The 21,889-nt window shown below is 71.3% G+C and carries 16 protein-coding genes and 2 pseudogenes; 11 read left to right on the plus strand and 7 right to left on the minus strand.

The window, feature by feature from the left end; translation table 11 throughout:
- Positions 1 to 69: 69 nt before the first annotated feature.
- The 6 genes from WMF26_RS48955 (at position 70) to WMF26_RS48980 (ending at position 5,026) form a co-directional block, all read left to right on the plus strand.
- The gene (locus tag WMF26_RS48955) at positions 70 to 795 is read left to right on the plus strand and encodes an SDR family oxidoreductase (protein WP_020741903.1); all 726 of its coding nucleotides are present in this window, start codon (positions 70 to 72) and stop codon (positions 793 to 795) included.
- A gap of 76 nt (positions 796 to 871) precedes the next feature.
- A complete protein-coding gene (locus WMF26_RS48960; protein ID WP_437998315.1) occupies positions 872 to 1,921 on the plus strand; it encodes a hypothetical protein in 1,050 nt (349 codons plus the stop codon).
- Positions 1,922 to 1,958: 37 nt separating this feature from the next.
- Positions 1,959 to 2,591 carry an RNA polymerase sigma factor gene (locus WMF26_RS48965; RefSeq protein ID WP_437998316.1) on the plus strand — a complete coding sequence of 211 codons (633 nt, stop codon included), beginning with the start codon at positions 1,959 to 1,961 and terminating at the stop codon, positions 2,589 to 2,591.
- Positions 2,588 to 3,421: a hypothetical protein gene (locus WMF26_RS48970; protein WP_437998317.1), complete on the plus strand. Its 834-nt coding sequence runs from the start codon at positions 2,588 to 2,590 to the stop codon at positions 3,419 to 3,421. Before WMF26_RS48965 ends, WMF26_RS48970 begins: the two co-directional genes overlap by 4 nt.
- 146 nt (positions 3,422 to 3,567) lie before the next feature.
- Complete coding sequence (locus WMF26_RS48975) at positions 3,568 to 4,494, plus strand: hypothetical protein (RefSeq protein WP_437998318.1); 927 nt, start codon at positions 3,568 to 3,570, stop codon at positions 4,492 to 4,494.
- A gap of 178 nt (positions 4,495 to 4,672) precedes the next feature.
- A complete protein-coding gene (locus WMF26_RS48980; RefSeq protein WP_437998319.1) occupies positions 4,673 to 5,026 on the plus strand; it encodes a hypothetical protein in 354 nt (117 codons plus the stop codon).
- 239 nt (positions 5,027 to 5,265) lie between these two features.
- On the opposite strand, the gene WMF26_RS48985 is transcribed toward WMF26_RS48980, so the two are convergent.
- Complete coding sequence (locus WMF26_RS48985; protein WP_437334828.1) at positions 5,266 to 5,898, minus strand: HupE/UreJ family protein; 633 nt, start codon at positions 5,896 to 5,898, stop codon at positions 5,266 to 5,268.
- Positions 5,899 to 5,914: 16 nt separating this feature from the next.
- Positions 5,915 to 6,370, minus strand: a complete 456-nt coding sequence (locus WMF26_RS48990) for a DUF6640 family protein (protein WP_437998320.1) — start codon at positions 6,368 to 6,370, stop codon at positions 5,915 to 5,917.
- Positions 6,371 to 6,588: 218 nt separating this feature from the next.
- On the opposite strand from WMF26_RS48990, the gene WMF26_RS48995 reads away from it, so the two are divergent.
- Positions 6,589 to 7,512, plus strand: coding sequence for a LysR substrate-binding domain-containing protein (locus WMF26_RS48995; protein ID WP_437998321.1), 924 nt, complete (start codon positions 6,589 to 6,591; stop codon positions 7,510 to 7,512).
- 273 nt (positions 7,513 to 7,785) lie between these two features.
- On the opposite strand, the gene WMF26_RS49000 is transcribed toward WMF26_RS48995, so the two are convergent.
- The 3 genes from WMF26_RS49000 to WMF26_RS49010 all read right to left on the minus strand — a co-directional run bounded on the left by WMF26_RS49000 (position 7,786) and on the right by WMF26_RS49010 (position 12,943).
- Positions 7,786 to 9,093 carry a hypothetical protein gene (locus WMF26_RS49000; RefSeq protein ID WP_437998322.1) on the minus strand — a complete coding sequence of 436 codons (1,308 nt, stop codon included), beginning with the start codon at positions 9,091 to 9,093 and terminating at the stop codon, positions 7,786 to 7,788.
- A 600-nt stretch (positions 9,094 to 9,693) separates the two neighbouring features.
- Positions 9,694 to 10,659 carry a class I SAM-dependent methyltransferase gene (locus WMF26_RS49005; protein WP_437998323.1) on the minus strand — a complete coding sequence of 322 codons (966 nt, stop codon included), beginning with the start codon at positions 10,657 to 10,659 and terminating at the stop codon, positions 9,694 to 9,696.
- A gap of 133 nt (positions 10,660 to 10,792) precedes the next feature.
- Positions 10,793 to 12,943 carry a cytochrome C peroxidase gene (locus WMF26_RS49010; protein WP_437998324.1) on the minus strand — a complete coding sequence of 717 codons (2,151 nt, stop codon included), beginning with the start codon at positions 12,941 to 12,943 and terminating at the stop codon, positions 10,793 to 10,795.
- A gap of 838 nt (positions 12,944 to 13,781) precedes the next feature.
- On the opposite strand from WMF26_RS49010, the pseudogene WMF26_RS49015 reads away from it, so the two are divergent.
- A pseudogene (locus WMF26_RS49015) lies at positions 13,782 to 13,937 on the plus strand (VOC family protein); the annotation flags it as partial.
- Positions 13,938 to 15,002: 1,065 nt separating this feature from the next.
- Positions 15,003 to 15,611, plus strand: a pseudogene (locus tag WMF26_RS49020) (pectate lyase); the annotation flags it as partial.
- 95 nt (positions 15,612 to 15,706) lie between these two features.
- Here WMF26_RS49020 and WMF26_RS49025 read toward each other — a convergent pair.
- Entirely contained in the window at positions 15,707 to 16,336 is a 630-nt protein-coding gene (locus tag WMF26_RS49025) for a TetR/AcrR family transcriptional regulator (RefSeq protein WP_437998325.1), read from the minus strand.
- 103 nt (positions 16,337 to 16,439) lie between these two features.
- Here WMF26_RS49025 and WMF26_RS49030 point away from each other — a divergent pair, with 103 nt between their 5' ends.
- Positions 16,440 to 17,021: a peroxiredoxin-like family protein gene (locus WMF26_RS49030; RefSeq protein WP_437998326.1), complete on the plus strand. Its 582-nt coding sequence runs from the start codon at positions 16,440 to 16,442 to the stop codon at positions 17,019 to 17,021.
- A 512-nt stretch (positions 17,022 to 17,533) separates the two neighbouring features.
- Positions 17,534 to 19,039, plus strand: coding sequence for a PAS domain-containing protein (locus tag WMF26_RS49035; protein ID WP_437998327.1), 1,506 nt, complete (start codon positions 17,534 to 17,536; stop codon positions 19,037 to 19,039).
- A gap of 54 nt (positions 19,040 to 19,093) precedes the next feature.
- Here WMF26_RS49035 and WMF26_RS49040 read toward each other — a convergent pair whose 3' ends face one another.
- Positions 19,094 to 21,871 carry a hypothetical protein gene (locus WMF26_RS49040; protein ID WP_437998328.1) on the minus strand — a complete coding sequence of 926 codons (2,778 nt, stop codon included), beginning with the start codon at positions 21,869 to 21,871 and terminating at the stop codon, positions 19,094 to 19,096.
- Between the last annotated feature and the right edge of the window lie 18 nt (positions 21,872 to 21,889).

Below are 21,889 nucleotides of genomic sequence, written 5' to 3' on the forward strand. Positions count from 1 at the left end.
GTGCCCGCCGCCGGCGCCCGGGGGGAGCGGAGCCTCGCTCGCCGCCGCGCGCGGCAGACAGGGGGACACGTGCGGCTGAAGGACAAGATCGCGCTCATCACCGGGGCGAGCAGGGGAATCGGGAGGGCCAGCGCGCTCGCGCTGGGCCGCGAGGGGGCCGTCGTGGTCGGCGTGGCGCGCACCGCGGCGGACCTGTCGGCGCTCGAGCGGGAGCTCGGCGCCGCGGGCGGGCGCGGGCTCATGATCGAGGCCGACGTCACCCGCGCCGCCTCCGTGGCCGCGTGCGTGGAGCGGGCGATCCGCGAGCTCGGGCGGATCGACATCCTCGTCAACAACGCGGGCATCGGCGGCTACCGGCCGTTCCTCGAGTGGTCCGAGGAGGACTACGACCGCATCATGGCGACCAACATGAAGGGGACGTGGCTGTTCTGCCGCGAGGTCATCCCCCACATGCGCCGCCAGGGCGGCGGCCACATCATCAACGTCGCCAGCGTCGCCGGCCTGCAGGGCTATCCCAACGAGGCCATCTACTGCGCGTCCAAGTTCGCGCAGGTCGGCCTGACGCAGGCGCTCGACCGCGAGTTCTGGCAGGAGAACATCAAGGTGAGCGCCGTCTGCCCGGGCGGCGTCGAGACCCACTTCGCCCTCGGCGACGGGCGCACCGCGGGCTCGGAGCGCATGCAGGGCTTCTCCACCGCGGAGGACGTCGCCGAGGCCGTGGTGCTCGCCGCGCTGCCGCGCGACCGCTCGCGCATCGTGCAGATCGTGATGCGGCCGATGAACGAGGCCACGTAGCGCCGCCCGCTCCGCGCGGACGACGGGCACATCGATCGTCGTCATCCCGGTCCTGCGGTGCCATAGTGGCTTCCACGTGAGGTCACGCTGCGCCGCGGCACGGCTCTTCCTGGTCTCGGCGGCGCTCGCCGGCGGCGCGGTCGCGCGCGCTCAGCCGCCCGCTGCGCCCTTGCGCGTCGAGTATCGCGCGGAGGCTGGATGCCCGACGGAGGCGGATTTTCGCGCGCGCGTCGGCGCCCGCCTCCGCCGGCAGGTCGGGGAGGGGGACGCGGCGAGCGCGTATGTGGTGACCATCGAGCGGAGCGAGCGCCGCTTCATCGGGCGCCTCGGCGTCCGCGCGGCGGGCGGGGCGGTGTCCGATCGCGATGTCGCGGGTGACACCTGCGACGATGTCGTCGCCGCGCTCGCGGTGGTGACCGCGCTCGCCATCGACGCCCAGGCCGGGGAGGCGCCCGCCGCGGTCGCGGCGCCGATGCCTTCCGCGTCCGCGAGCGCCGCCGCCGCGCCGCCGCCGCCGGCCAGCGCCCCGCTGGCAGGTACCCCGCGGGAAAGCGCCCCGCGGGCCGACAGCGCGTGGGCGCGGCCGCCCGCGCCAGCGGCGGACGTCGCGGCGCGCCTGACGCTCGGCGCGCAGCTCCTCTTCGGCGCGATGATCGGCCCGCCGTCCTTCGGCGCGCGCGTCTTCGCGGAGCCCCCGTTCGCCGCGACCGATGGCGGCGTCGGCCCGCTGCGCTTCGGCGCGGCCCTCGAGGCGTCCTCCGACACCCCGTCGACGGGCGGCGCGGCGTCGTTTCTGCTCGCCGCCCTCGCCGCCGACGCGTGTCCGATCGGCGCGGGGCTCGGCCCCGTGCGCTTCTCCCCCTGCGCGCGCGTCGAGGGCGGCCTCGTCGCGGCGCGCCGCCGAGGCGTCGCCCCGGCGCGCGAGGCGACGCGCGGGTGGCTCGCGTTCGCCCTGCCGGTGCGCGCTCGGCTGCCGCTCTGGGGCCCGCTCGCGCTCGACGCCGAGGCCGGGCTCCGCATGCCGCTGCTGCGCGACGGCTTCTTCGCCGAGGGCGCCGAGGTCGTCGCCCGCCCGCCGCCGGTCGAGGGCGTCTCCGCGCTCGGGCTCGGGCTCACGATTCCGTGATCCCGGCGCCCGCCTCCGAACATAGCTGCAGCAGACCATGAACAGCGCGATCTCAGCCGGCCACCCTGCGCGCGCGGAGGCGGCGCGCGACGCGGCCATGACGGCGCACGCGGAGCGCGCCGAGCAGGGCGCGCCGCCGCCCTCCGCGGAGCGCTACCGCGCGATGGTCGACGCGCATTTCGACTTCATCTGGCGCTCGCTGCGCGGGCTGGGCGTCCCCGCCGGGTCGGCCGACGACGCCGCGCAGCACGTCTTCCTGATCGCGTACCAGAAGCTCGGCGAGATCGCGCCCGGCCGCGAGCGTTCGTTCCTCTTCGGGACGGCGCTGGGGGTCGCGGCGAACGCGCGCCGGGCCGGGGCGCGCCGGCGTGAGCTCTGCGACGACGAGGCGACGGCGATCGCGGTCGACGGCGCGCCGAACCCGGAGCAGCTCGTCGAGATGAAGCAGGCGCGCGCGCTGCTCGACGAGGTGCTCGACGCGATGGAGGAGGACCTCCGCGTCGTCTTCGTCCTCTTCGAGCTCGAGGGCGTGCCGACGGAGGAGATCGCCGCGATGCTCGCGCTGGCGAAGGGGACCGTGGCGTCCCGCCTCCGCCGCGCGCGAGAGGAGTTTCGGGCGATCGCGAGGCGCGTCCAGGCGAGGGCGCTGCACGGCGGAGGCAAGCGATGACCGATCCGAAGCGGCTCGGAGAAGAGGAGACGACCGAGTTCGAGCGCGCGCTGCTCCGCTCGTGGAAGCGCGAGGCGCCGCCTGCTTCGGCGCGCGCGCGCGCGCTCGCCATCGCCGGGCTCGCTGTGGGGACGAGCGCCGCGCCCGGCGCGCCCGGCGCGCCCGGCGCATCCGCCGCGCCCGCGCCGAAGGCGGCGGCCGGCAAGCTGCTTTCGCTCGCGAAGTGGAGCCTCGGGGCGGCGATCGGCGTCGGGCTCGTCGGCGCGGGCGTCGCGCTCCTCCGTCCCTCGGCGCCCTCCTCCGCGGCGGCGACCTCGAGCGAGCCGCCGGCCGTGAGCGCGCCGCCCACCGCGGGCGAGCCGCCGGCCGTGAGCGCACCGCCCGTCGCGCCCGCGCCCGCGCCGGCGCCGGCGCCCTCCGAGCCTGCGACGCGCGCGCCGATCCCGGTCCAGGCGAGCGCCCCCCCGAGCCCAGCGCCCGCTGCCGCCGCGAGCCCGCCGCGCCCGAAGAGCGCGGCGCCGCGCTCGCGCTCCGCCCCTGTCGCGTCGACCGACACGCTCGGCGAGCAGGTCGCCATGATCGATCGCGCGCGCGACGCCCTTGGCGCCGGCGACGCGGCGGGGTGTCTCTCGGCGCTCGACGCCTACGACAGGAGGTTCCCCCGGAGCGCGATGGGCGAGGAGGCCACGGTGCTCCGCATCGAGGCGCTGATCCGCCTCGGCGATCGGGCCCGCGCGGCCGATCTCGGCCAGCGATTCCTCGCCTCGCGCCCGACGAGCCCGCACGCCGCCGGCGTGCGCGCGCTCCTCGGCGCGACGACGGAGCCGTGATCGAGCGGCGCGCGCGGACATGGCTCCTCGCGCGCGCGCCGGCGGCAACGTGCTTTTGAGGGCCCCGGAGAGTGGGCCTATCGTGGTCGGTTCGTCTGACGTGTCGAGCGCAGTCGACACGCGGTAGCTCAGCGGAGAGGTCTCTCATGGTTTGGTCATCATGGATCATGCGCCGCGCGCGGAAGGCAGCCGCGCTCGGAGCGGCGGTGGCGGGCCTCTCGCTGCCGGCGAGCGCCGCGGCGCAGCAGGCGCTCGCTCCGGGGTGGGAAGAGACCGAGCTCCGGGACGACATCGCCGAGCGGCGCGAGCGCGCCGCGCTCCTGGCCACGCACTTCCACGACGCGACAAGGCTGCACTCCATGGGGAAAGCGCTGCCGATCCTCGTCAGCGGTATCGGCGGGGTGAGCCTCGCGATGAGCCTGGCCGGGGACCTGGGTGCGCCGCCGCTCATCGCCTTCGCCTCCGGCTCCGCGACGTTGCTCGCCGGAGGCCTCGCCTCGCTGGCCGTGCCGGAGACCTACCGGCTCAACACCCTCGCGGCCACCACGCTGCTCTCGCAAGGGAGCTTGTGGCTCGGGCTCGCGTTCATCGAGGACGCCCCGTCCGCGAGGGTGACGCCGGTCGCGCTCTCGGCGGGCTGTTACGCGGCCGGCCTGCTCTCCGGTCTGAACCTGGCGCTGTCCGACTACACGCCAGTCTCCCGGCTTCGCGAAGACCACGCGCTGGTGGCGACGCCCGCGTGGCGCGCGCGGCTGTCCGGCGCGCAGATCGCGAGCATCGAGCGGGACCTTTTGGGCACCGCGCCTGCGATCCCGAGCTGGGCGATCTACCTTCCGGTCGCGCTCGGCAGCGTCGCGGCCACCGTGCCGGCGCTCGACGGCGATTTGCCGGTGGGACAGCGGATGTGGAGCTTGTCGCTCGGTCTCCTCAACGCCACCTGGTCGATCGCCGCCATGTTCGAGCGCGAGCATCCGGCGCAGTCCTACGAGCGGGACCTGCGCAGGGCCGGCCTGCGCGTCGCGCCGTCGGGACCCGACGGCAGCGCGGGCCTCACGGCCTCGGGCACGTTCTGATGGGTTGTCCCTCGAGCGCCTCCCAAGCTGCTCTCTCCGGGGCCGGCGCCCGGTGGGCCCCTGTCGTGGCCCGCCATCGCTCCGGGCTCTCCTCGGTCGATTGGGGAGGGCCCAGCGGGGGCTGCAGTGATCGTCACCATTTCGCGCCTCTTCGGGCGCTGATCAAGGAGTATTCGTCATGCGCAACATTCTTATCACCGTCTTCGTGTTCATCGCAGGGTGTGGCGATGATGCTCAGGTCGCGGGCAAGGTCGCTTGCGACTTCAACGGCACCGCCAGCGGTGTGACGGTCCATAGCTGCGGTGAGATCGACGACGACGGCACGGGTGAACAGGAGAGCCAGTGCAAGAGCTCCGGAGACGTCGAGGCCAAGCTCGTCGATAGCTGCTCTAGGGACGACGTCCTCGGCACCTGCATCCTCACCCGCGACGGCGAGACGATGACGCTGTATTATTATAGCTCGGAGATGGTCACGGAGGATGTCGTGAAGCCGATCTGCGAAGGAGTGAATGGCACCTGGACGGCGAGCTGACCACCTGTCGCGGCGCCGCCGCTCGGCGCACCTCCGTAGGCGCGAGCCCGGGGGCAAAGTGCAGCGATCCTTTCGGCGTGCACGGGAGGGGTGGACGACCTCCCCCTGACCGAGACGGACGTCGCGTCCGAGGCCCGCCGGTGCGGCGCCCTGCGGCACGCAGATGATGGCGAAGTTCATCGCGGATCCCGAGGCCCCCCTCTTCGCCTTCCGCATCCGTCGCGGCGAGCCGCTTCCCGTCAGATGCCGGCTCCGCGCACCAGAAGGACCATCCCCGTCCCCATCACGGCGGCGCCGGCATAGCGCAGCCCCCGCGACAGGGACTCTCGACCAGCGGCGAGCTCGCCGAGGACGAGACCGCAGAGATGAAGCACGGTCGTGCTCAGCAGAAAGCCCATGGCATACAGCGCCGGGCTGACCGCATGAGGCATCTCCAGGCCGTGGGCATGTCCGTGAAAGACACCGAACATCGCCACGCATCCGGAGAGTAGGAACGGTGAGGAGCCACGGGTCGTGGTGACGATGCCGAGGCCGAGCGCCGCGACCGACGCCGCGATGCAAAGCTCGCCCAGGGGCATGGGCCATCGCGCCATTCCCAGGAGGCCGCCGACCAGCATCGCGGCGACGAAGGTGGCGGGGATCCGGAGGAGGTGCTTTCCGCCGAGCTGCGAGCTGACGACACCGACGCTCACCATCGCGAGCAGGTGGTCCGCGCCGAACACCGGATGAAAGAGGCCCTTCAGAAATCCCGCATCGGCGCCGCCCGGGTGCGCCCAGCTCACGGTGGGCCACGAGACGAGCGTGGCGACGAGCAGGGCGCGCGCGCCGGGACGTGAGGCCCATCCCATCGTCTTTTGGATCGTGGATTTCATGAAGCGCCTCTCCTCGTCAGGCGTTCGCCGCGCGCGCTGCCGTCGATGCAGGATCGCTGTGGAAGAGCTTGTAGGCGAGCGCCGCGAGCAAGAGCTCGGTACCTGCGATGAGCACGTTCGGGTAGAGCGGGACGCCCGCGACGACCGGGAGCGGCACGTCGGGTCCCGCGAGCAGGCTGGTCCCCGGGATGAGCCACGTAATGTAGAAGAAGGGCGTCCAGATGATGACGACGATCCAGGCCGCCACGTTGAACCCGACCTGCGGCTCCATGGACCGCCGCCACATCATCCACAATCCGACGATCGTCACGCCACACAGGATGAGCAGCATGAGGGCGCCATGAAAGCGCGCGTGCTCATGCCATGCAGGGTTGAACAGGTGGGTTTTGTTCCAGTCCACGCCGACGGCGACGATGGCGCTGCTCGCCAGAACGAACGTGAGGACGACTCTTCCCAGGGTGCTTCGGTTCATGGTGATAGGCTCCTGATTCTCGTTGGTCGAAATAGCCCGCTTCCCTCATCAGGCCAACGTCCCTGAGATCGATGCGACCGACATGGCGGTGAGCCCGAGCTTTCCCTTCTGCGCATGATTGTTCATGGGCTCTCCTCGGTGAGTAAGACCATAGCCGCCCATTGACCAAAATAACAATATATTGATCCAATAGATCGATTTGATCTGATGATTGATCCGTGGTACGGTCGAATGTCGTGGACCTGCGACACCTCCGCTATTTCCTGGCCGTCGCCGAGGAGCGCCATTTTGGCCGCGCCGCGCGGCGACTGCACATCGTTCAGCCGGCGCTGAGCATGCAGATTCGGGCGCTCGAAAACGAGATCGGCGGCGCGCTGTTCGTGCGGACGAGTCGGCGCGTGGAGCTGACCGAAGCCGGCGCATTGCTGGTCGTCGAGGCGCAGCGGGCGGTCGCGCAGGCGGAGCGGGCCAAGGCGATCGTCCAGCAATCGCTGCGCGGCGACATCGGCAAAGTTCGCATCGGCTACGCGGGCAACGCGGTCCTCACTGGCAAGATGACGGACCACCTGCGAGCGTTCCGCGAAGCCCATCCTGCCGCGGAGATCGAGCTGCGCGAGATGCCACCTTCGAGACAGGCGGAAGCCGTGTTGACCGGCGAGGTCGACGTCGGCTACTGCGCGGCGTTCGCTCTCAAGGTAGATCCGCGGTTGAGCGTACGACCGATCGGCGCTTGGCCGCTGGTGGTCGCGATGGCAGAGGAGCACACGCTCGCGGCGCACAGGCGCGTGACGCCGAAGATGCTCGCCGGAGAGCCGCTCATCATGTTCCCATCGGAAGAGGCCGGCGACGACGCGCTGAAGAGAGTGATCCTCGTGATGGGACGCGAGCCGCGCCGGGTCCACCGCGCCGACACCACCTTGAGCATGCTGTCGTTGGCCGGCGCAGGGCTGGGCGTGGCGCTGGCTCCAAAACCGCTGATTCAGGTGAAGGTCCCTCGCATCGCCTATCGTCCGTTCGTCGCGCCGAAGGGCGTCTTCGCCGAGCTGCTCCTGATCGGCCGCGCTGACGAGACCGCCGGCGCTGTACGCGCCTTCGTGAAGCTAGCATCCGGCTCCTCGGATCGGGCCACCTCACGGTCGTAAGCTCCCTTTCGTCGATGTCGTCATTGCACGCACAGAATGCTCCGGAGAACGATCTCGACGCAAACGGCGCAGGGACGCAGAGGCGCAACAGCGGACAGGCGTCCTGCGCCCTTGCGCCCTTGCGCTCCCTAGAGCGACAAACGGGTTGAAACCGCTCGAATGAGCAGAAATTCGAACCGCCAAGGCGCCAAGGACGCCAAGATTTTGTTCTCTTCTTGGCGTTCTTGGCGTCCTTGGCGGTTCATTTCTCGGTCGATCAACGTGATCGTTGTTCTAGTAGAAGTCCGGGTGCACGCAGACGTCGACCCCGTTGTTGTCGAAGCCGAAGTGGTGGCCGACGTTCGCCTTGCACTTCAGGAAACCGCGGCACGTCCCGTGATTGTTGGGGTCGCAGTCGCCGTCGCCGAGAGCGCACGGCTCGTCCAACGTGCACCGCCCCGACGTCGAGACGCGGTCTTCGTTGAACTCCTTGAGCCCCGGCATCCACGGCAGGTCGCACACGTTGGTCGTGTCGCTCTCGCCGATGGCGTACCCGACGTCGGGACGACAGACCAGACCCGCCTTGCACTCCTCGTGCTTGTTGCAGTTCCCCTCGTAGATCTGGCACCCGCCGACCGAAGCGCAGTACCCGCTCGCGCTGCTCGACTGGCGAGCGCCGGGCTCGACGCAGACGTCGAAGACGTCGGGCAAGCCCACGAGGGCGCCGTTGTTGCTGCCACAGACGAGGCCGGTCTTGCAATCGAAGTCCGAGTCGCAGTCGCCCTCGCCAACGCCGCACTTGCAATCGGGAGAGCAGAAACCATCGTCGATGTCGCTGGTGTCGAACGGCCCGCACGTGAGCGCGTCCATGACCCATGCCGCGAAGCTGTAGCTGTGTATGTTGAAGTTGGAAGACGCGTGGATCCCCTCGAGCGTCCACTCGCCGTTCGGGTGCGCGCTCTGCCAGATGGGGCCGCCTTGATCGCCGGAGATGTAGTCCCACACCACGCCCGTCACCATCATGTGAGACTTTGTCTGGGTGTCCGGCTTGACGCCCGCCGTGTCGTCGTACGAGAACCCCCACACCTCGTCGTCCAGCGCGCTCTCCTCGATCGCTCCCCTCTCGCTCCTGAAGAACGAGAACGTCATCGCAGGGGCGTCCAGGTGCACGGTGCTCGCGAGGTGAGCGAGCGCGACGTCGACCTTGCCGTAGCCGTCGAGATAGCCAAGGTGCCAGTCGGCAAGCGGGTGCTTGTAGATCCTGTCCACGTTGGCGACGACGCCGGTCGTGGAGACCACCGAGTAGGTCGCGTCCAGGTCATGGGCGCAGCCCTCGCTCGTCAGGACCCAGTTCGAGTCGCTGCCGGCCTCGAGCAGATGGTCCGGGAGGAACACGGCGGAACACCTGTTGGCGCCATCTACCCTCCAGCGGCCGACGCGGCCTGATAAGTTCCCGGCGATGCCGAGGTCCAGCGCGAGCTGGGACGCTTGCACCTCCTCGGCGTCCGCGGCGTCGGAGCTCTCGGTCTCCGGGGTCTCGGAGACGCAGCCAGCAAGCGCCGCCGCGAGCATCGCGAACCTTAACCGAACGATCGTCTTCATCTTTTTCTCCTCGCCGCCATCTCTCGGTGGCCGGCATCGGACGATTGCCCCCATGCCTTCCTCTGCGTGGGGCCGTGCTGGCGAGCTCTCGGAGTCACGGTCGCGGCATGGCCTGCCGCTCCTCGGCGCTTCCGCGCTCCCCGGGTATCCACGCAACGCCCATGCCGGGCGATGCTCCGCGGATGTCCCGCCCGGCCCACGACGCCCCGTGAGAGAGCACCGGGGCGCCACCGTGGCGAATCGTGCAGAACTGTGCGGGATCGAACGGAGAGAAGCGTCCCGACGACTGAACTCCTCCGTGAAAGCAGCGAGGGCAGCGAGCGCGCGCCGCGCGCAGGTCGCCGGGGCACGCTGGCACGCTGGCACGCTGGCACGCTGGCACGCTGGCACGCTGGCACGGACACAACCGGGGGCACGCGCGCCTCGCTAGCTCGCGAGCGTTACAGCGCAGTAGAGTCGACGTGACCTGGTTCGCAGCGCGTGACGGGTGGAAATGCGTCGCCTTGAAGGTTGATCACGAACTTCGACAGCTCTTTCTGGACCTCAAGGGCCCGCGCGGAACCAGCGCGGGGCCCGGGGTCGGCGGTCACCTCGCCGGCGTCATCGATCCCGGCGCAGGTCCGGGGAGCTCAGGTGTCGGCTCGACGGCGGCGACGGCTTGGTCCCGGATACGATGTATCCGACGCTGCCGCCGGCGCTCGCGTACGTCTTCTGGGCGATCGCCTCCGCGTTGCTGCGGACGGCGGCCATCGCCGCCGCCCAGCAGTCCTCGAACTCGCGCTCCTCGCCGCCGCCGGCGAGGAAATAGCGATGCGTGTCGGCGCGGCTCCAGATCCAGAAGTCGCGCCGGGCGAAGTCGGCGATCTCCTCCACGGTCGCGCGCTGCTCCGCGGACGCATAGGGCGGCAGGACCGCGCCCGCCTTGTCGTTGAGATAGACCTGGATGTCGATGAGACCGTGCCTGGCGAAGAGCTCGGGGACGAGCTCGCCCATCGAGTTGTTCCCTTCGCCGAGGGCCGCCTTGCCCCGCTCGCACAGGAGCTGGAAGCGGACGAGGGTGACGGTCTGCTCCACCGGCGCCCGCAGCGCGGCCGCGTCGAGCAGGGCGCCGGCCAAGTTGTTCGGCTCGGCCGCGGCCACGAGCCCGCCCGGCCTCGCGACCCGGACCATCTCGGCGATCATCGCGCCCGGATCCGCGGCGTGGATCAGCACCGTCTGGCACGTCACGAGATCGAACGTGTCGGCCTCGAACGGCAGCCGCTCGGCGACCGCGACCTGATAGCGAAACCGCTCCGCCTCCCCGCGCGCCGCCGCGCGCTCGGCGGCCTTTTCGACCCAGACGGGATCGCGGTCCACGCCGGTGATGCGGGCCGCCCTGGGCAGAACGCCGCCGAGCACACGGCCCCAGTGCCCGACGCCGCACCCGACGTCGAGCACCTCGCGCACGCGGCTCAGGCCCCAGCGCCGCGCGAGGAGCTCGACGTAGTCGCGATTCCACCAGCCGTCGCGCGTGTCGCCGAAGTACTCGGCCGAATGCGAGGGGTTACCGGAGAATTCATTTCCCATGACAGCACACCTTGGTCGGGCCTCACGAGCAGGGGAGTCCAACGTATCGCCTCCGGTGCGCTGGCGGCAACTCGTGGCCGCCGGGAGCGCGCGCGTTGGGGCGGCGCGCGGGAGCGCGCGCGTCGCGACGCCGTCACAGGGACTCGAGATAGGCGACGAGGGCGCGCCGATCCTCGGCCGACAGGTGGGCGGTGTGTCCCATGGAGCCGTCCACCCCCTGGAGCAGCGCGAGCAGCGTCGGGTAGCGGCCGTCGTGGTAGTACGGCGCGGACCTGCCGACGAAGCGCAGCGAGGGGGTATCGAAGGCGCGCACGGCCTCGAAGCGGGTCGCGCTCCGCACGTCGTGGCGCGCGCCGTCGGTGGTCAGCTCGTCGCCCAGGTGGCAGCTCGAGCAGCCCGCCTCGCGGGCATGGAACAGCGCCTCGCCGCGCGCGGCGAGGGCGGCGCGCGCGCTGGCCGCCATGGCGCCTGCGTGTGCGGCGCCTGCCCCCTCTGCGCCGGCCGGCGGCGGCGCCACGAGCGCGGCGCGCTCCTCGGCCGTGAGGTCCTCCGCGCCGCCGGGCGGCTCCATGGCGCGGAGGTAGGCGAAGATCGCGTCGCGCTCGCCCGCGGTCAGCCCGGCGCCTCCGAGCCGCGACAGGGTCCGGGCGAAGTGGCCCTCCAGGTCCTTCTTGTCCCCCAACCACCCGTACGGCGCGGTACCGACGAGCCGCCCCATCAGCATCGGCGTCTGGCGCGGGCCCTCGGGCGTCGACCACGTGAGCGCGTCGTCGCGGCCGTCGGGGTGGCAGCTCGCGCACGCTCGGCCGTCGAACGCGATGCGCCGCCCGCCGGCCGCGTGAAAGAGCCGCTGGCCCTCCGCGCGCTGCTCGTCGAGGCGCGACGCGCGGGGCAGGACCACGACCGGCAGCTCGCCCGAGAGCTCCTTGCTGGGGGCGCTGATCACGGCCGACGCCGGGGCGCGGACGGCGGGCAGGATCGTCAGCTCGCCGTCGAACCGGGTGAAGACCACGGCGCGCCCGCGCGCGCCGTCGACGGCGATGGCGGTGGGCCCGAAGCCCACGCGGGCGCGGTAGAGCTCGCGATCCCGCGCCGACCCGGCCGCGCCCGGCTGGCCGGGGATCGCGGCGCGGGCGTCGTAGACGATCACCTCGTCGCGGCCGAGGCAGGCGACGAGCAAGACCTCCTCGGCGGGCGCGATCGCGGCCGCGCGCGGGAGCTGGCAGCCGTGGGTCCCGAGGTGGGTCGACACCGGCGGGACGTCCGCGCGCTCGCCCGCCGCGTCGACGACCGCGATCTGATGGATCACGGTCTGGGCGAGCGCGGCCCCGTAGCCGCCGCTGTTCGCCTCGCGCCCCGGGTCCACGAGCGCGATGGGCGCGAACACCGCGCCGCTCGGCGCGCGCGCCAGCGCGAAGCCCTGCGAGCCGCGGCGCTCGACGCGCACCCGCGCGGGCGCGTCGGACGGCAGGAGGCCCTCCAGCCCGCGGGGCGCGCTCCGAAGCGCCCCGCTCGGCATGAGACGCGGAGCCGTGGGCTTCTTCCCGACGACGGTCCGACGGCGCCACTCCACGCCGTCGGTCGAGAGCTCCCGGGCCGCGGTCGGGGCGCCGCCATCGGCGAGCGCCACGGCGCTGATGCGTCCGCCCACCGCGTGGGCGACGAGCGCGCGCCGGCCGTCGGCCGACGCGACGACCGCGGCGGGATCCCGAGCGAGCGGGAGCTCGCCGAGGCGCCGGAGATCGGCGGTCGCGAAGCTGGTGAGCGCCGGCTCCCACCGGCTCGCGACGAGCAGCGTCGCGCGGTCCGGGGTCATCGCGAGGCCCACCGGCTCGCGCGCCACGGGCACGAGGCAGCGGCGCGCGAGCGGGGCGGCGGCGTCGGTCGGCTCGAGCACCTCGAGCAGGCCGCGATCGCGCAGCGAGGCCACGACGCGGCCGTCGCCCAGCACGATCACCTGGGCGGGCCGGCCCGCGAGCGGGGTGCGCGCGAGGGCGGCGCGGGCGTCGAGGTCGACCGTGTGGAGCGCGCGATCGTCCTCGTCGGCGACGAAGGCGAGGGTGCGGCCATCGAGCTCGGCGAGGGCGACGCCGGAGCCGGTATGCGTCGGATCGAGCGGCGCGGGCGCGGGGGCAGGGGCGCGCCGGGCGCAGGAGGGGGGAGGGGAGGGCGGAGGCGTCGAGCCGGCGGCGGGGGGGCTCGGCGAAGGCGGGGGCGCGTCGCGCGGGGCGGGGGTGCAGGCGGAGAGGACGAGGGCGAGGGCGGTCGGGGCGGCGGCTCTCATGCCCGGACCATCGGGGCGGCAGGCGGGAGTGTGACCGGCGGCCCGACGGATCTTTCCGGAGGCCGAAGAGCGCTCGAGGATAGCGATTTTCCTCGCCTTCGCTTGAGCGGTCTAAAACCGTCATCGATGGTTCCGCGCCATCGCTGTGTGGGATCACGCGGGGATAGGGCATCCCTATGCCGAACGCGTCTTGCCGCTTCTTCAGGTCGCTGCCCCGCACGCCGCTCCCGCTCCGCCGCGGAGACCCTCCGCTCCGTGCCACCGCAAGACGGCCACCCCGCCGGGATCATGCCAGCACCTGCGGATGCACTTTACTGGTCCAGCAATCTTACATGGCCAGCATGAGAAGAGCAATCTGCACCCATGCTCGGCCATGCCCGAATCGCGCGACACGCAGCTCTGACGACGAGCCCCAGCTAGCAGGATCCGCGGGGTTGCCGATGCCCCGCCCTCGCCGGGTCTCCGCAGCGGCGGCCTATCTTCGGAGATGCGTAGATAGGTCGCGGAAGCCGCTGCCTATTCAGGGGATGCGCAGATATGCCGCGGAGCGCCGCGACCTGTTCGTGGGAATACGGAGATTGGCCGCGGTGCCTCGCCGTCTACATGCTATGACCCGCCGCTAGGCCCTGCGACGCAGCTGATTGCGACGTTCGGAGGCGGAGGCCCCAGTCGGACCATGCCAGTCGATCATCGGCGACGCGTCTCGGGGCGCCGACCGTGGAAACCAAGCACGATGCCGCACAACTATGAGATCGATCTGCAGCGACTCTCGCAACGTCTGGCGCAGCACGGTTTTGGCACACGATCCGCACCCTACTTCGGCACGGCGCACCGCAGCATACCCGGCCCACACACTTCAGGAGAGCTCACGCTTGACCACGTCAAATTCTGAGTCACCGACCGTGCGGCGAGCAAAGCGCTCTTCCTCAAGGCACTCGAACCGCTCGGCGCAGCTGTTGTCTCGGCGGGGCCGCCGACGTACGGTGTCGAGCTTGGCCGAAGAGTATGTGACGGTTCGCTACCGTTGGGCCCCGCGAATTCGATCCGACGGATTGCGCCCCCTCGGAACGGCGCGCTTAAAGCGCCCCATGGGCGCGCATGGGCTCGCGCGGTCGAGCGCTTCATGTGCTCGCATGTGCTCCCATGCCGTCGAGCGCTCCACGCGCCCCCACGCGATCGAGCGCTCGCCGCGTCAACTCCGGGTTGACACTGTGTACTGCCGCGCGTGACGACTCCGGGCGCGCCGCTGGTTCCACGCAGCGCGACCACGCATTCCTGGCGAAATCATCCAACGATATCGGATATCTGCCGTCGTCGCCGGCGACCTGGCGTGTGGACCGCGCATTGCTAGAAGCCTGCTGTGGCGAGCGAAGCGCACAGCTCCTCCGGACCGGGGGCGCTGGCGCGGCGCCGTCAGATCTTCAACTTACTTGGACAAAGGATTGGAACGATGAACCTTCGATCGACGTTCGCTCGTCATGTGCTGCTCGCCCTTGGCGCCGCCGGTATCGTCGCGACCGGCTGCCTCTCCGAAGAGGAAGCCCTGCTGGAGATGGGCACCGTGGAAGGCGCGGCGAGCACCGCGCGGCTTGAGGGCGAGTCGCAGTCGTGGTCCACCTCGTCGGGGGACGGGATCGACGCGAGCTCGAGCTCCGTGCGGCTCAAGGCGAACGCCAGCGGCGACTACTTCCAGTTTTCGAAGTCGGTGGCCGCGGGTGAGTACAGGGTCGTGGTGCGGTATGCCCAGCGGAACATCTACGGCAATTACCGGCTCGATCTGAACGGCTCCTCCGCGGGGAACCTCGACGGTTATTCCTCCTCGTCGAGCGACAGCTGGAAGACCGCGACGCTCGGCACGAGGAGCCTCTCGGGCAACGTCGCGTTCAAGCTGGTGTCCACGGGCAAGAGCTCCAGCGCGACGGACTACGATATCAAGATCGATTACATCGAGCTCGTGCCGACGGGCAGCAGCGGCACCGGCGGAAGCGGCGGCAGCGGTTCGAGCAGCAGCAGCTCGGCGTCGAGCTCCTCGTCGAGCGGCGCGGGCGGGAGCGGCGGCAGCACCACGACCGGGAGCGGCGGGGTCGTCGACTCGACGATCGTCGTGCGATCCGGCCAGGTCTACGACGGCGGCGGCAGGCGGTTCATCGCCGGCAGCGCGCTCGGCGACGGCAGCCAGTCCGAGAGCCAGAAGCCGGTGTTCAAGCTGGAGGACGGCGCGGTGCTGAGGAACGTGGTCCTCGGCGCGCCGGCGGCCGACGGCATCCACACCTACGGGAACGTCACGCTGGAGAACATCGTCTGGGAGGACATCGGCGAGGACGCCCTCACCGTCAAGGCCTCCGGCACCGTCGTGCTCAACGGCGGCTCGGCCGTGAACGGCGAAGACAAGGTGTTCCAGATCAACGCGGCCAGCACCTTCCGGGTCTCGAACTTCCGGGCGTCCAACGCGGGCAAGTTCATCCGGCAGAACGGCGGCACCACGTTCAAGGTCGACGTCGTCATCGACGGTTGCGACATCTCCCACATGGATGAGGCCATCTTCAGGACGGACAGCAGCACCAGCACCGTCACGATGAGGAACACGCGCTACAGCGACATCGGCGACGCGCTGTTCATCGGCCTGTCGTCGTCCCGGATCACGACCTCGAACAACACCGAGTACTGACGCCTTCGCAGGCTCGACGCGCCCCACGAAGGCTGGACGCGCCCCACGCAGGCTCGCGCCCCACGCAGGCTCGCGCCCCACGCAGGCGTGCCGCGCTACCGCGAGCGCTGCTCGCCTGCGTGGAGGCCGCGCAGCACGATCGAGAGCCCACCGAAGAACTCCTGCTCCGGCGGCACGCGCCGCGCGTCGCGGGCCGTCGCCGAGAGGAACGGGTAGTCCTCCTCGGAGAGCGCCGCCAGCTGCGTCGTGCCCTCGCCCGCGAGCGGCCCGAGGTGCTCGGCCTGGAGCGCGCCGATGACGTAGCTGATCAGGCTGCGAAAGGCGATGACCCGCTGCGCCCCGGCGAAGCCCGCCTCGGTCAGCACCCCGAGCAACGCCTCGCCGAACCGGCGCACCCCCTCGGAGCTGTGCCGATGCGTCAGCGTCAACGGGACCACCGACGGGTGCGCGCGCACGGCGTCGCGCACGCGCGCGACGAGGAGCGTCACCCGCTGCGTCCACGCGGCGCGCGCCGGCACCTCGACGTCGACGGCGCCGAGCACCAGGTCGAGCACCAGCCGCTCGAGCTGCTCGCGATCGCTCACGTACCGGTAAAGCGCCATCGTGCTCATCCCCAGCTCCCCGGCGACCGCGCGCATCGAGAGCGCCGCGAGCCCCTCACGGTCGATGACCGCGAGCGCGGCGGCGGCGATGCCTGGCTGAGTGAGCGAGCGCGATCGGGGCATGGCCTTGACAGCGTACCGCGTACGCGTATGTTGGGTAAGTATACACCGTACGCCTACGGACCGCCGACAAGTGACGAGGCGCGTGCGGGAGGAGGAAAGCTCGATGTCCGAGCGGTTGAAGCCCGGCGCCGTCGTCGCCGGTCGGGATCTCGTGAGCGTCACCGGCGCGCCCGTCCGCGTCCCGGATCCGGCGCGGCTGACGCACCTGCAGTTCCGGCGCTTCGCCGGCTGCCCTGTCTGCAACCTGCACCTGCGCTCCTTCGCGCGTCGCCACGCCGAGGTCACCGCCGCGGGCGTCGTCGAGGTGGTGCTGTTCCATTCGCCCGCCGACGAGCTGCGCGCGCACGTGGCCGACCTGCCGTTCGCGGTCGTCGCCGACCCGGACAAGCGGCTGTACGGCGAGTTCGGCGTCGAGTCCGCGCCCCGCGCGCTCCTGGATCCGCGCGCCTACTGGCCGATCCTCAGGGCGATCGCGGCGAGCCTGCCCGCGGTCCTGGCGCGGCGGCAGCCGGCCCCCTCGCGCAATCCGCACGGCGGCCGGCTCGGCCTGCCGGCCGATCTGCTGATCGCGGGCGACGGGCGGGTGCTCGCCGTGAAGTACGGCGAGCACGTCGACGATCAGTGGTCGGTCGACGAGCTCGTGGCCCTGACGCGCGCGGAGCGGAGCCGCGGGAACTCGATGTGACCCTCGCGCGCCGCGCGACTCTGCAGGTCACGAGGCCACGAAAAAATTGCGCGTCAGGGCGGGCTCGCCGAGCCCTGCACCCATGCGACGTGTGACGCCAGGGACCAGCGTGTGGGCTCCTGCGAAAGCAGGAGACCGTGGGCGCGACCGCCGAGCCGACCCCCGATACCCACATCCGAATCGACATGAGCGCGAGGAGAACCTCTCAACGATCTCCCACCTTTCGTCGCGCTCCCGGAGCGGGGCGGGCACCACCCGGGTCGACCGCGCTCCATGGCAATGGATCTAGCGCCCGCGCGCTGTCAAATGGTATCACCGTGTCACGGCTCGCTTGCTCCTAGGCTCGACCGTTCCAGCATCAAGGTATTCACGGGTTTCTCCTACCTGTTCGCACCTGGTGTCTCGACGGCGATCGGCGCTCGTTTCGATCGGCGCTCGGTTGTCCCCCCATCGCGAGGGGCCTGCGGAGGCGCGCCGGGAATCGCCACTTCTGGCCGCCTTGCAAGGAACCGATGGACAACAGGCTCGGCTCGCTCTCGTCGACGACGCTGCTGAACGGCACGCCCACGCCGATGGCCCTGCTCTCCGGCACGGGGCAGGTGATCGCCTGCAGCCCCGCCTGGGAGCAGCGCGTCGGCCCTCCCGGGCTGCTCCTCGAGCGCGTCCACGAGGGCGATCGCGGCGAGCTGTCGGCGCGGATGGCGGCCGCGCGCGACGCGGCGGGCAGCACCTCCGCGACGGCGCGCCTCGTGGACGCCCGCGGCAAGGTCACCTCGATGCAATGGACCCTGTGGCGCGCCGACGACACGGCGCTCTGGGCCGCCGTGAAGCCCGATCGCGAGGCGTGGGAGACGCAGGCGCGCATCCTCGTCGACGTGTTCCAGACCATGGATGCGGTGATCTGGGCCACCGACAAGGAGGGCGTCCTCCGGGTCTCCGACGGCAACGGGCTCGCGCACTTCGGGATCAAGCCAGGTCAGATCGTCGGAATGACCATGCGCGATCTCTATGGCGAGGGCTCGCAGGTCCTCGAGCTGTGCAGGCGCGTGCTCGCCGGCGAGACGATCCGCACGGACACCGTGGCCGACGGCGTGCACTGGATCGTGCACTACGCGCCCCACCGCGGCGACGACGGCGAGGTCGACGGCGTCCAGACGTTCGGTATCAACCTGGCCGACCACGTGACCCTCGCCGCGCAGGCGGAGCTGCTCCGCACGTGCATCGACAGCATGCCGATCATCATCTGGGCGTTCGACAAGGATGGCATCTGCATGGTGGCGCAGGGCGGGGCGCTCGCGCAGGTCGACGCCGTGGAGCGAAACGGCGTCGGCAAGCACATGCTCGAGCTCTGCGGCAGCTCGCCCGACGTGCGCGAGGCGTTCCAGCGCGCCCTCGCCGGGGAGATCGCGCACACCGAGCAGATCCGGCAAGACAGGATCTGGCGGACCAGGTTCGTCCCGCAGAAGGACGTCCTCGGCGCGATCATCGGCGTCGGCGCCATCAGCGAGGATGTCACGCAGCAGCGCCGCGTCGACCAGCAGCTGCGCGAGCAGCTGCGGCTCACCCAGCAACAGCAGGAGTCGATCGCGCGGCTGTCGAGCCCGATCATCGAGGTCTGGCAGGACGTGCTCATCGTCCCCTTGATCGGCTCGGTCGACGCCGAGCGCGCGGCGATGGTGATGGAGTCACTGCTCGCGGCCGTCGTGGAGCGGCAGGCGGCCTTCGCCGTCCTCGACCTCACCGGCCTCGATTCGGTCGACACGACGACGGCGCAGCACCTCATCAAGATCACGAACGGGCTCACGCTGCTCGGCTGCCGGGCCGTGGTCACCGGGATCCGGCCGCCGGTCGCGCAGACGATGGTCGGGCTGGGCTTCGATCTCTCGCAGGTATGCACGCTGCGCAGCCTGAAGGAGGCGCTCCGCTGGTGCATGAGCGAGGCGCGCCGCGGGTCGAGCGACGCGCGCCTCGGGTCGGGCGCGGCGCGCCTCGGGTCGGGCGCGGCGCGGCGCGGCTGAGGCCCCGCGCCGCGCCGGCCGGGTCGCGCGCGCGGCGAGGCGCGCGCCGCCCGCTCACCCGGGGCTCGACGGATCCGCCGGGTCCGTGCCGGCGTCGCGCTCGTCGCCGTCGCGGATGCCGTCGCCGTCGCGGTCGACGCCGCACCGCGGGCCCGCGCCGGGCGGCATGCACGTGTACGTCACGCGGTGGCCGGTGAGCACCGAGAACCAGCGCAGGCCGACGTCGCCGACCGGCGGGGCCGCGCTCCGATCCGTGATGAACTGGCCACCTCCGACGTAGAGCAGGCCGACCTCCTCCAGGAGGAAGGGGACCTTCGCCACGAGGTCGCACTCCCCGGCCTCGGCGCGGTCGACGAGCAGGTCGACGCGCGGCCAGGCCGCCGCCGCGTTGTGCGCGCCGAGCGTGACCTGCTGGCCGACGATCGGCGCGAGGTTCGTGTCGAACGCGAGCATGAACTCCACCGCTTGCCGGCGCAGGACCTCCCCGGAGGGGCCGAGCGGGAAGCCGTTCGGCGAGAACACGCTCTCCTCGAACCCGATCGCCTGGTGGAACCGGAAGAGCGTGTCCATGACGCCATCGTGCATGAACCCGAAGCCGCGGATCTGGTCGCCCATGAAGCCGTTGTCCCCGGGGTGGAAGAGGCTCGGGACCGCGGCCATGCCGAACATACCGACCTTCTGGTACAGGTTGCGCAGGTGGGGGTTCTTGAAGCTCTGGCCGTTCTCCTGTCCGATGCTCGAGCCGTCGGACCCGAAGAAGCCGGGGAACGGCTCGCCGGCGGCGGCGTTCCCGTCGGGGTCCAGCGTGTGGCAGGTCGCGCACGAGAACGTGCCGTCGCCGCCCTCGCGGACGAAGTGATCGCGCCCGGCCTGCTGATCGGGGGTGAGGGAGTTGTCGAGGTTCCGGATCGGGTTCGGCGGATACGTCAGCTGGAGGATGAAGTCGGTGAACGCCTCCATGTCCTCGTCCGGGATGGGCGCGTGCCGGCCGAGCAGGTTCGTGAAGCCGGTCTGGAACTTCTTGAACGCCGCGCGCTCGTCGAACGCCCCGCTGTCCGGCTGCGCCGTGGGCTCGTCGTTGCCGCCCGTGCGGTCGCCGCGCCAGTGCATCGGCCCGTGGTTGGCCATGCCGCGCAGGCTCTGGGTCGTCATCGGCCCCTTCATGGGCTTCAGCGAGGTGTCGGCGGGGAACGGCGGGTTGATGCTCGTGAACGGCCCGGGGTTCGCCTGGGTGGTCGCGTCCGGGTTGCCGAGGTCCCAGGCGATGCTGTCGAGATCGCCGAACACGTGGCAGCTCGCGCACGACGAGTCGCCGTGGCTCGACGAGAGGCGCGCGTCGTGGAGGAAAACCCGCCCGCGGACCACGCTCTCCGGCTCGGGGTTGTGGAGCGGGAGGTGCGCGAGCTCGGCGCGCGTAGCCGTGTCGACGATCGAGATGGAGTTGTCGAAGCGCGTGAGCACGTACAGCCGGCCGCGCGGCTGATCGAGCGCGAGCCCGCTCGGCCCGCCGCCCGTGACCTGGATCTGGCTCGCGAGGCTCGGCGTGAAGGTGTCGCTCTCCAGCTGGGCCGTGTCGAACACGCCGACCTTGCTCGACCCGAACGCGGCCACGTAGAGCTTCGAGCCGTCGCTGGTCACCGCCATGTCGACCGGCGTGGCCAGGCTCTTCTCGCTCTCCGCGTTGGGCACGGGGGCGCAGCACGTCGAGTAATCGATGTGCTTGTTCAGGTGTCGCGGCAGGGCGGAGCCGCCGCCGAGCACGGTGATCCGGCTCTCGTGCAGGTGCCCCCGGACGCTCGAGCCGGCGAAGATGCCCGGGCCCTCGAAGCGCTCGAGGTTGAACGCCTCGGTGTTGGAGACATAGACCTTTCCGTTCGCCGGGTTGACGACCATGTTGTAGAGGATGGTGCCCACGCCGGTGAAGTAGCCGGCGCTGCCGGGGCGCTGCTGCGGGGGCGTCGCCATGGCGTCGATGACGAAGACGTCCTTGTCCGGCAGCGAGAACATGACCTCGTCGTCCCAGGCGCGGCCCGCGATATCGACCCAGTGGTCGCCGTCTTGGCGGACGATGAGCGACGTCGACGGCTGCGGCTCGCCGAGGAAGTTGGTGAGCGGCGGCGGCAGCCCGCCGCCCTCCTCCACGAGCACGCGGTGCACGGCGGTGGTGCGGTTGCCGGTGTGGAAGCCCGCGGCGTACACCGAGGCCCCGTCCGGGCTGACGGCGAGCGCCCTCGGGGTGTCGGTGAAGAAGGTGAGGATCGAGAGGGGCGAGCCGCCCAGCGAGGCGTCGTTCACGGCCGTGCCGGCGTCGAACACCCAGACGTCCGCGCGGCCGACCCCGGGCGTCGTCAGCTGCGGATCGAACGGCGCGTTCTGGCCGCGGTGGGCGGTGGTGATGAAGGCGCGCGAGCGCTCGGGGCCCGCGAAGACGATGTCGCGCGGCTCGTCCCCGACGAGGAGCGTGCGCACGACGCGCGGATACCGCGGGAACGACACGTCGACGACGCTGACGCTGTCCGAGAGGTGATTGACGACCCACACCTCGTGGTCGCTGCGCGCGGCCACGGCGACGGGCTCGAGGCCCACGCTGACGGAGGAGAGGTGGGAGAGGCCGCCCGAGGTGACGCGAAAGATCTCCAGGCGATTGTCGGGCGTATTGGCCGCGAGGAGCAGGGTGCGGTCGGGCGAGAGCGCGAGCGGCCTGACCTGGCCGCTCTCGAAGAGCGTATACGAAGGCGCGGCCTCCGCCTGGCGCCCGGCCAGGAGGCCCGCGAAAGCGGCGGCGGTGACCAGCAGGGAACTGGGAGAGCGTGGATCACGATGTAGGAGCATCCTGACCTCCTTGCGGGG

The organism is Sorangium sp. So ce185 (genome assembly GCF_051526825.1).
Lineage (GTDB): Bacteria > Myxococcota_A > Polyangia > Polyangiales > Polyangiaceae > Sorangium > Sorangium cellulosum_D.

Coding starts and splice junctions, on each gene's coding strand:
- WMF26_RS48970 (WP_437998317.1), top strand. CDS start 2,588: ATGACCGATCCGAAGCGGCTCGGAGAAGAGGAGACGACCGAGTTCGAG.
- WMF26_RS48980 (WP_437998319.1), top strand. CDS start 4,673: ATGCGCAACATTCTTATCACCGTCTTCGTGTTCATCGCAGGGTGTGGC.
- WMF26_RS49035 (WP_437998327.1), top strand. CDS start 17,534: ATGGACAACAGGCTCGGCTCGCTCTCGTCGACGACGCTGCTGAACGGC.
- WMF26_RS48965 (WP_437998316.1), top strand. CDS start 1,959: ATGAACAGCGCGATCTCAGCCGGCCACCCTGCGCGCGCGGAGGCGGCG.
- WMF26_RS49040 (WP_437998328.1), bottom strand. CDS start 21,871: ATGCTCCTACATCGTGATCCACGCTCTCCCAGTTCCCTGCTGGTCACC.
- WMF26_RS49025 (WP_437998325.1), bottom strand. CDS start 16,336: ATGCCCCGATCGCGCTCGCTCACTCAGCCAGGCATCGCCGCCGCCGCG.
- WMF26_RS48975 (WP_437998318.1), top strand. CDS start 3,568: ATGGTTTGGTCATCATGGATCATGCGCCGCGCGCGGAAGGCAGCCGCG.
- WMF26_RS49030 (WP_437998326.1), top strand. CDS start 16,440: ATGTCCGAGCGGTTGAAGCCCGGCGCCGTCGTCGCCGGTCGGGATCTC.
- WMF26_RS49000 (WP_437998322.1), bottom strand. CDS start 9,093: ATGAAGACGATCGTTCGGTTAAGGTTCGCGATGCTCGCGGCGGCGCTT.
- WMF26_RS49005 (WP_437998323.1), bottom strand. CDS start 10,659: ATGGGAAATGAATTCTCCGGTAACCCCTCGCATTCGGCCGAGTACTTC.
- WMF26_RS48990 (WP_437998320.1), bottom strand. CDS start 6,370: ATGAACCGAAGCACCCTGGGAAGAGTCGTCCTCACGTTCGTTCTGGCG.
- WMF26_RS48985 (WP_437334828.1), bottom strand. CDS start 5,898: ATGAAATCCACGATCCAAAAGACGATGGGATGGGCCTCACGTCCCGGC.
- WMF26_RS49010 (WP_437998324.1), bottom strand. CDS start 12,943: ATGAGAGCCGCCGCCCCGACCGCCCTCGCCCTCGTCCTCTCCGCCTGC.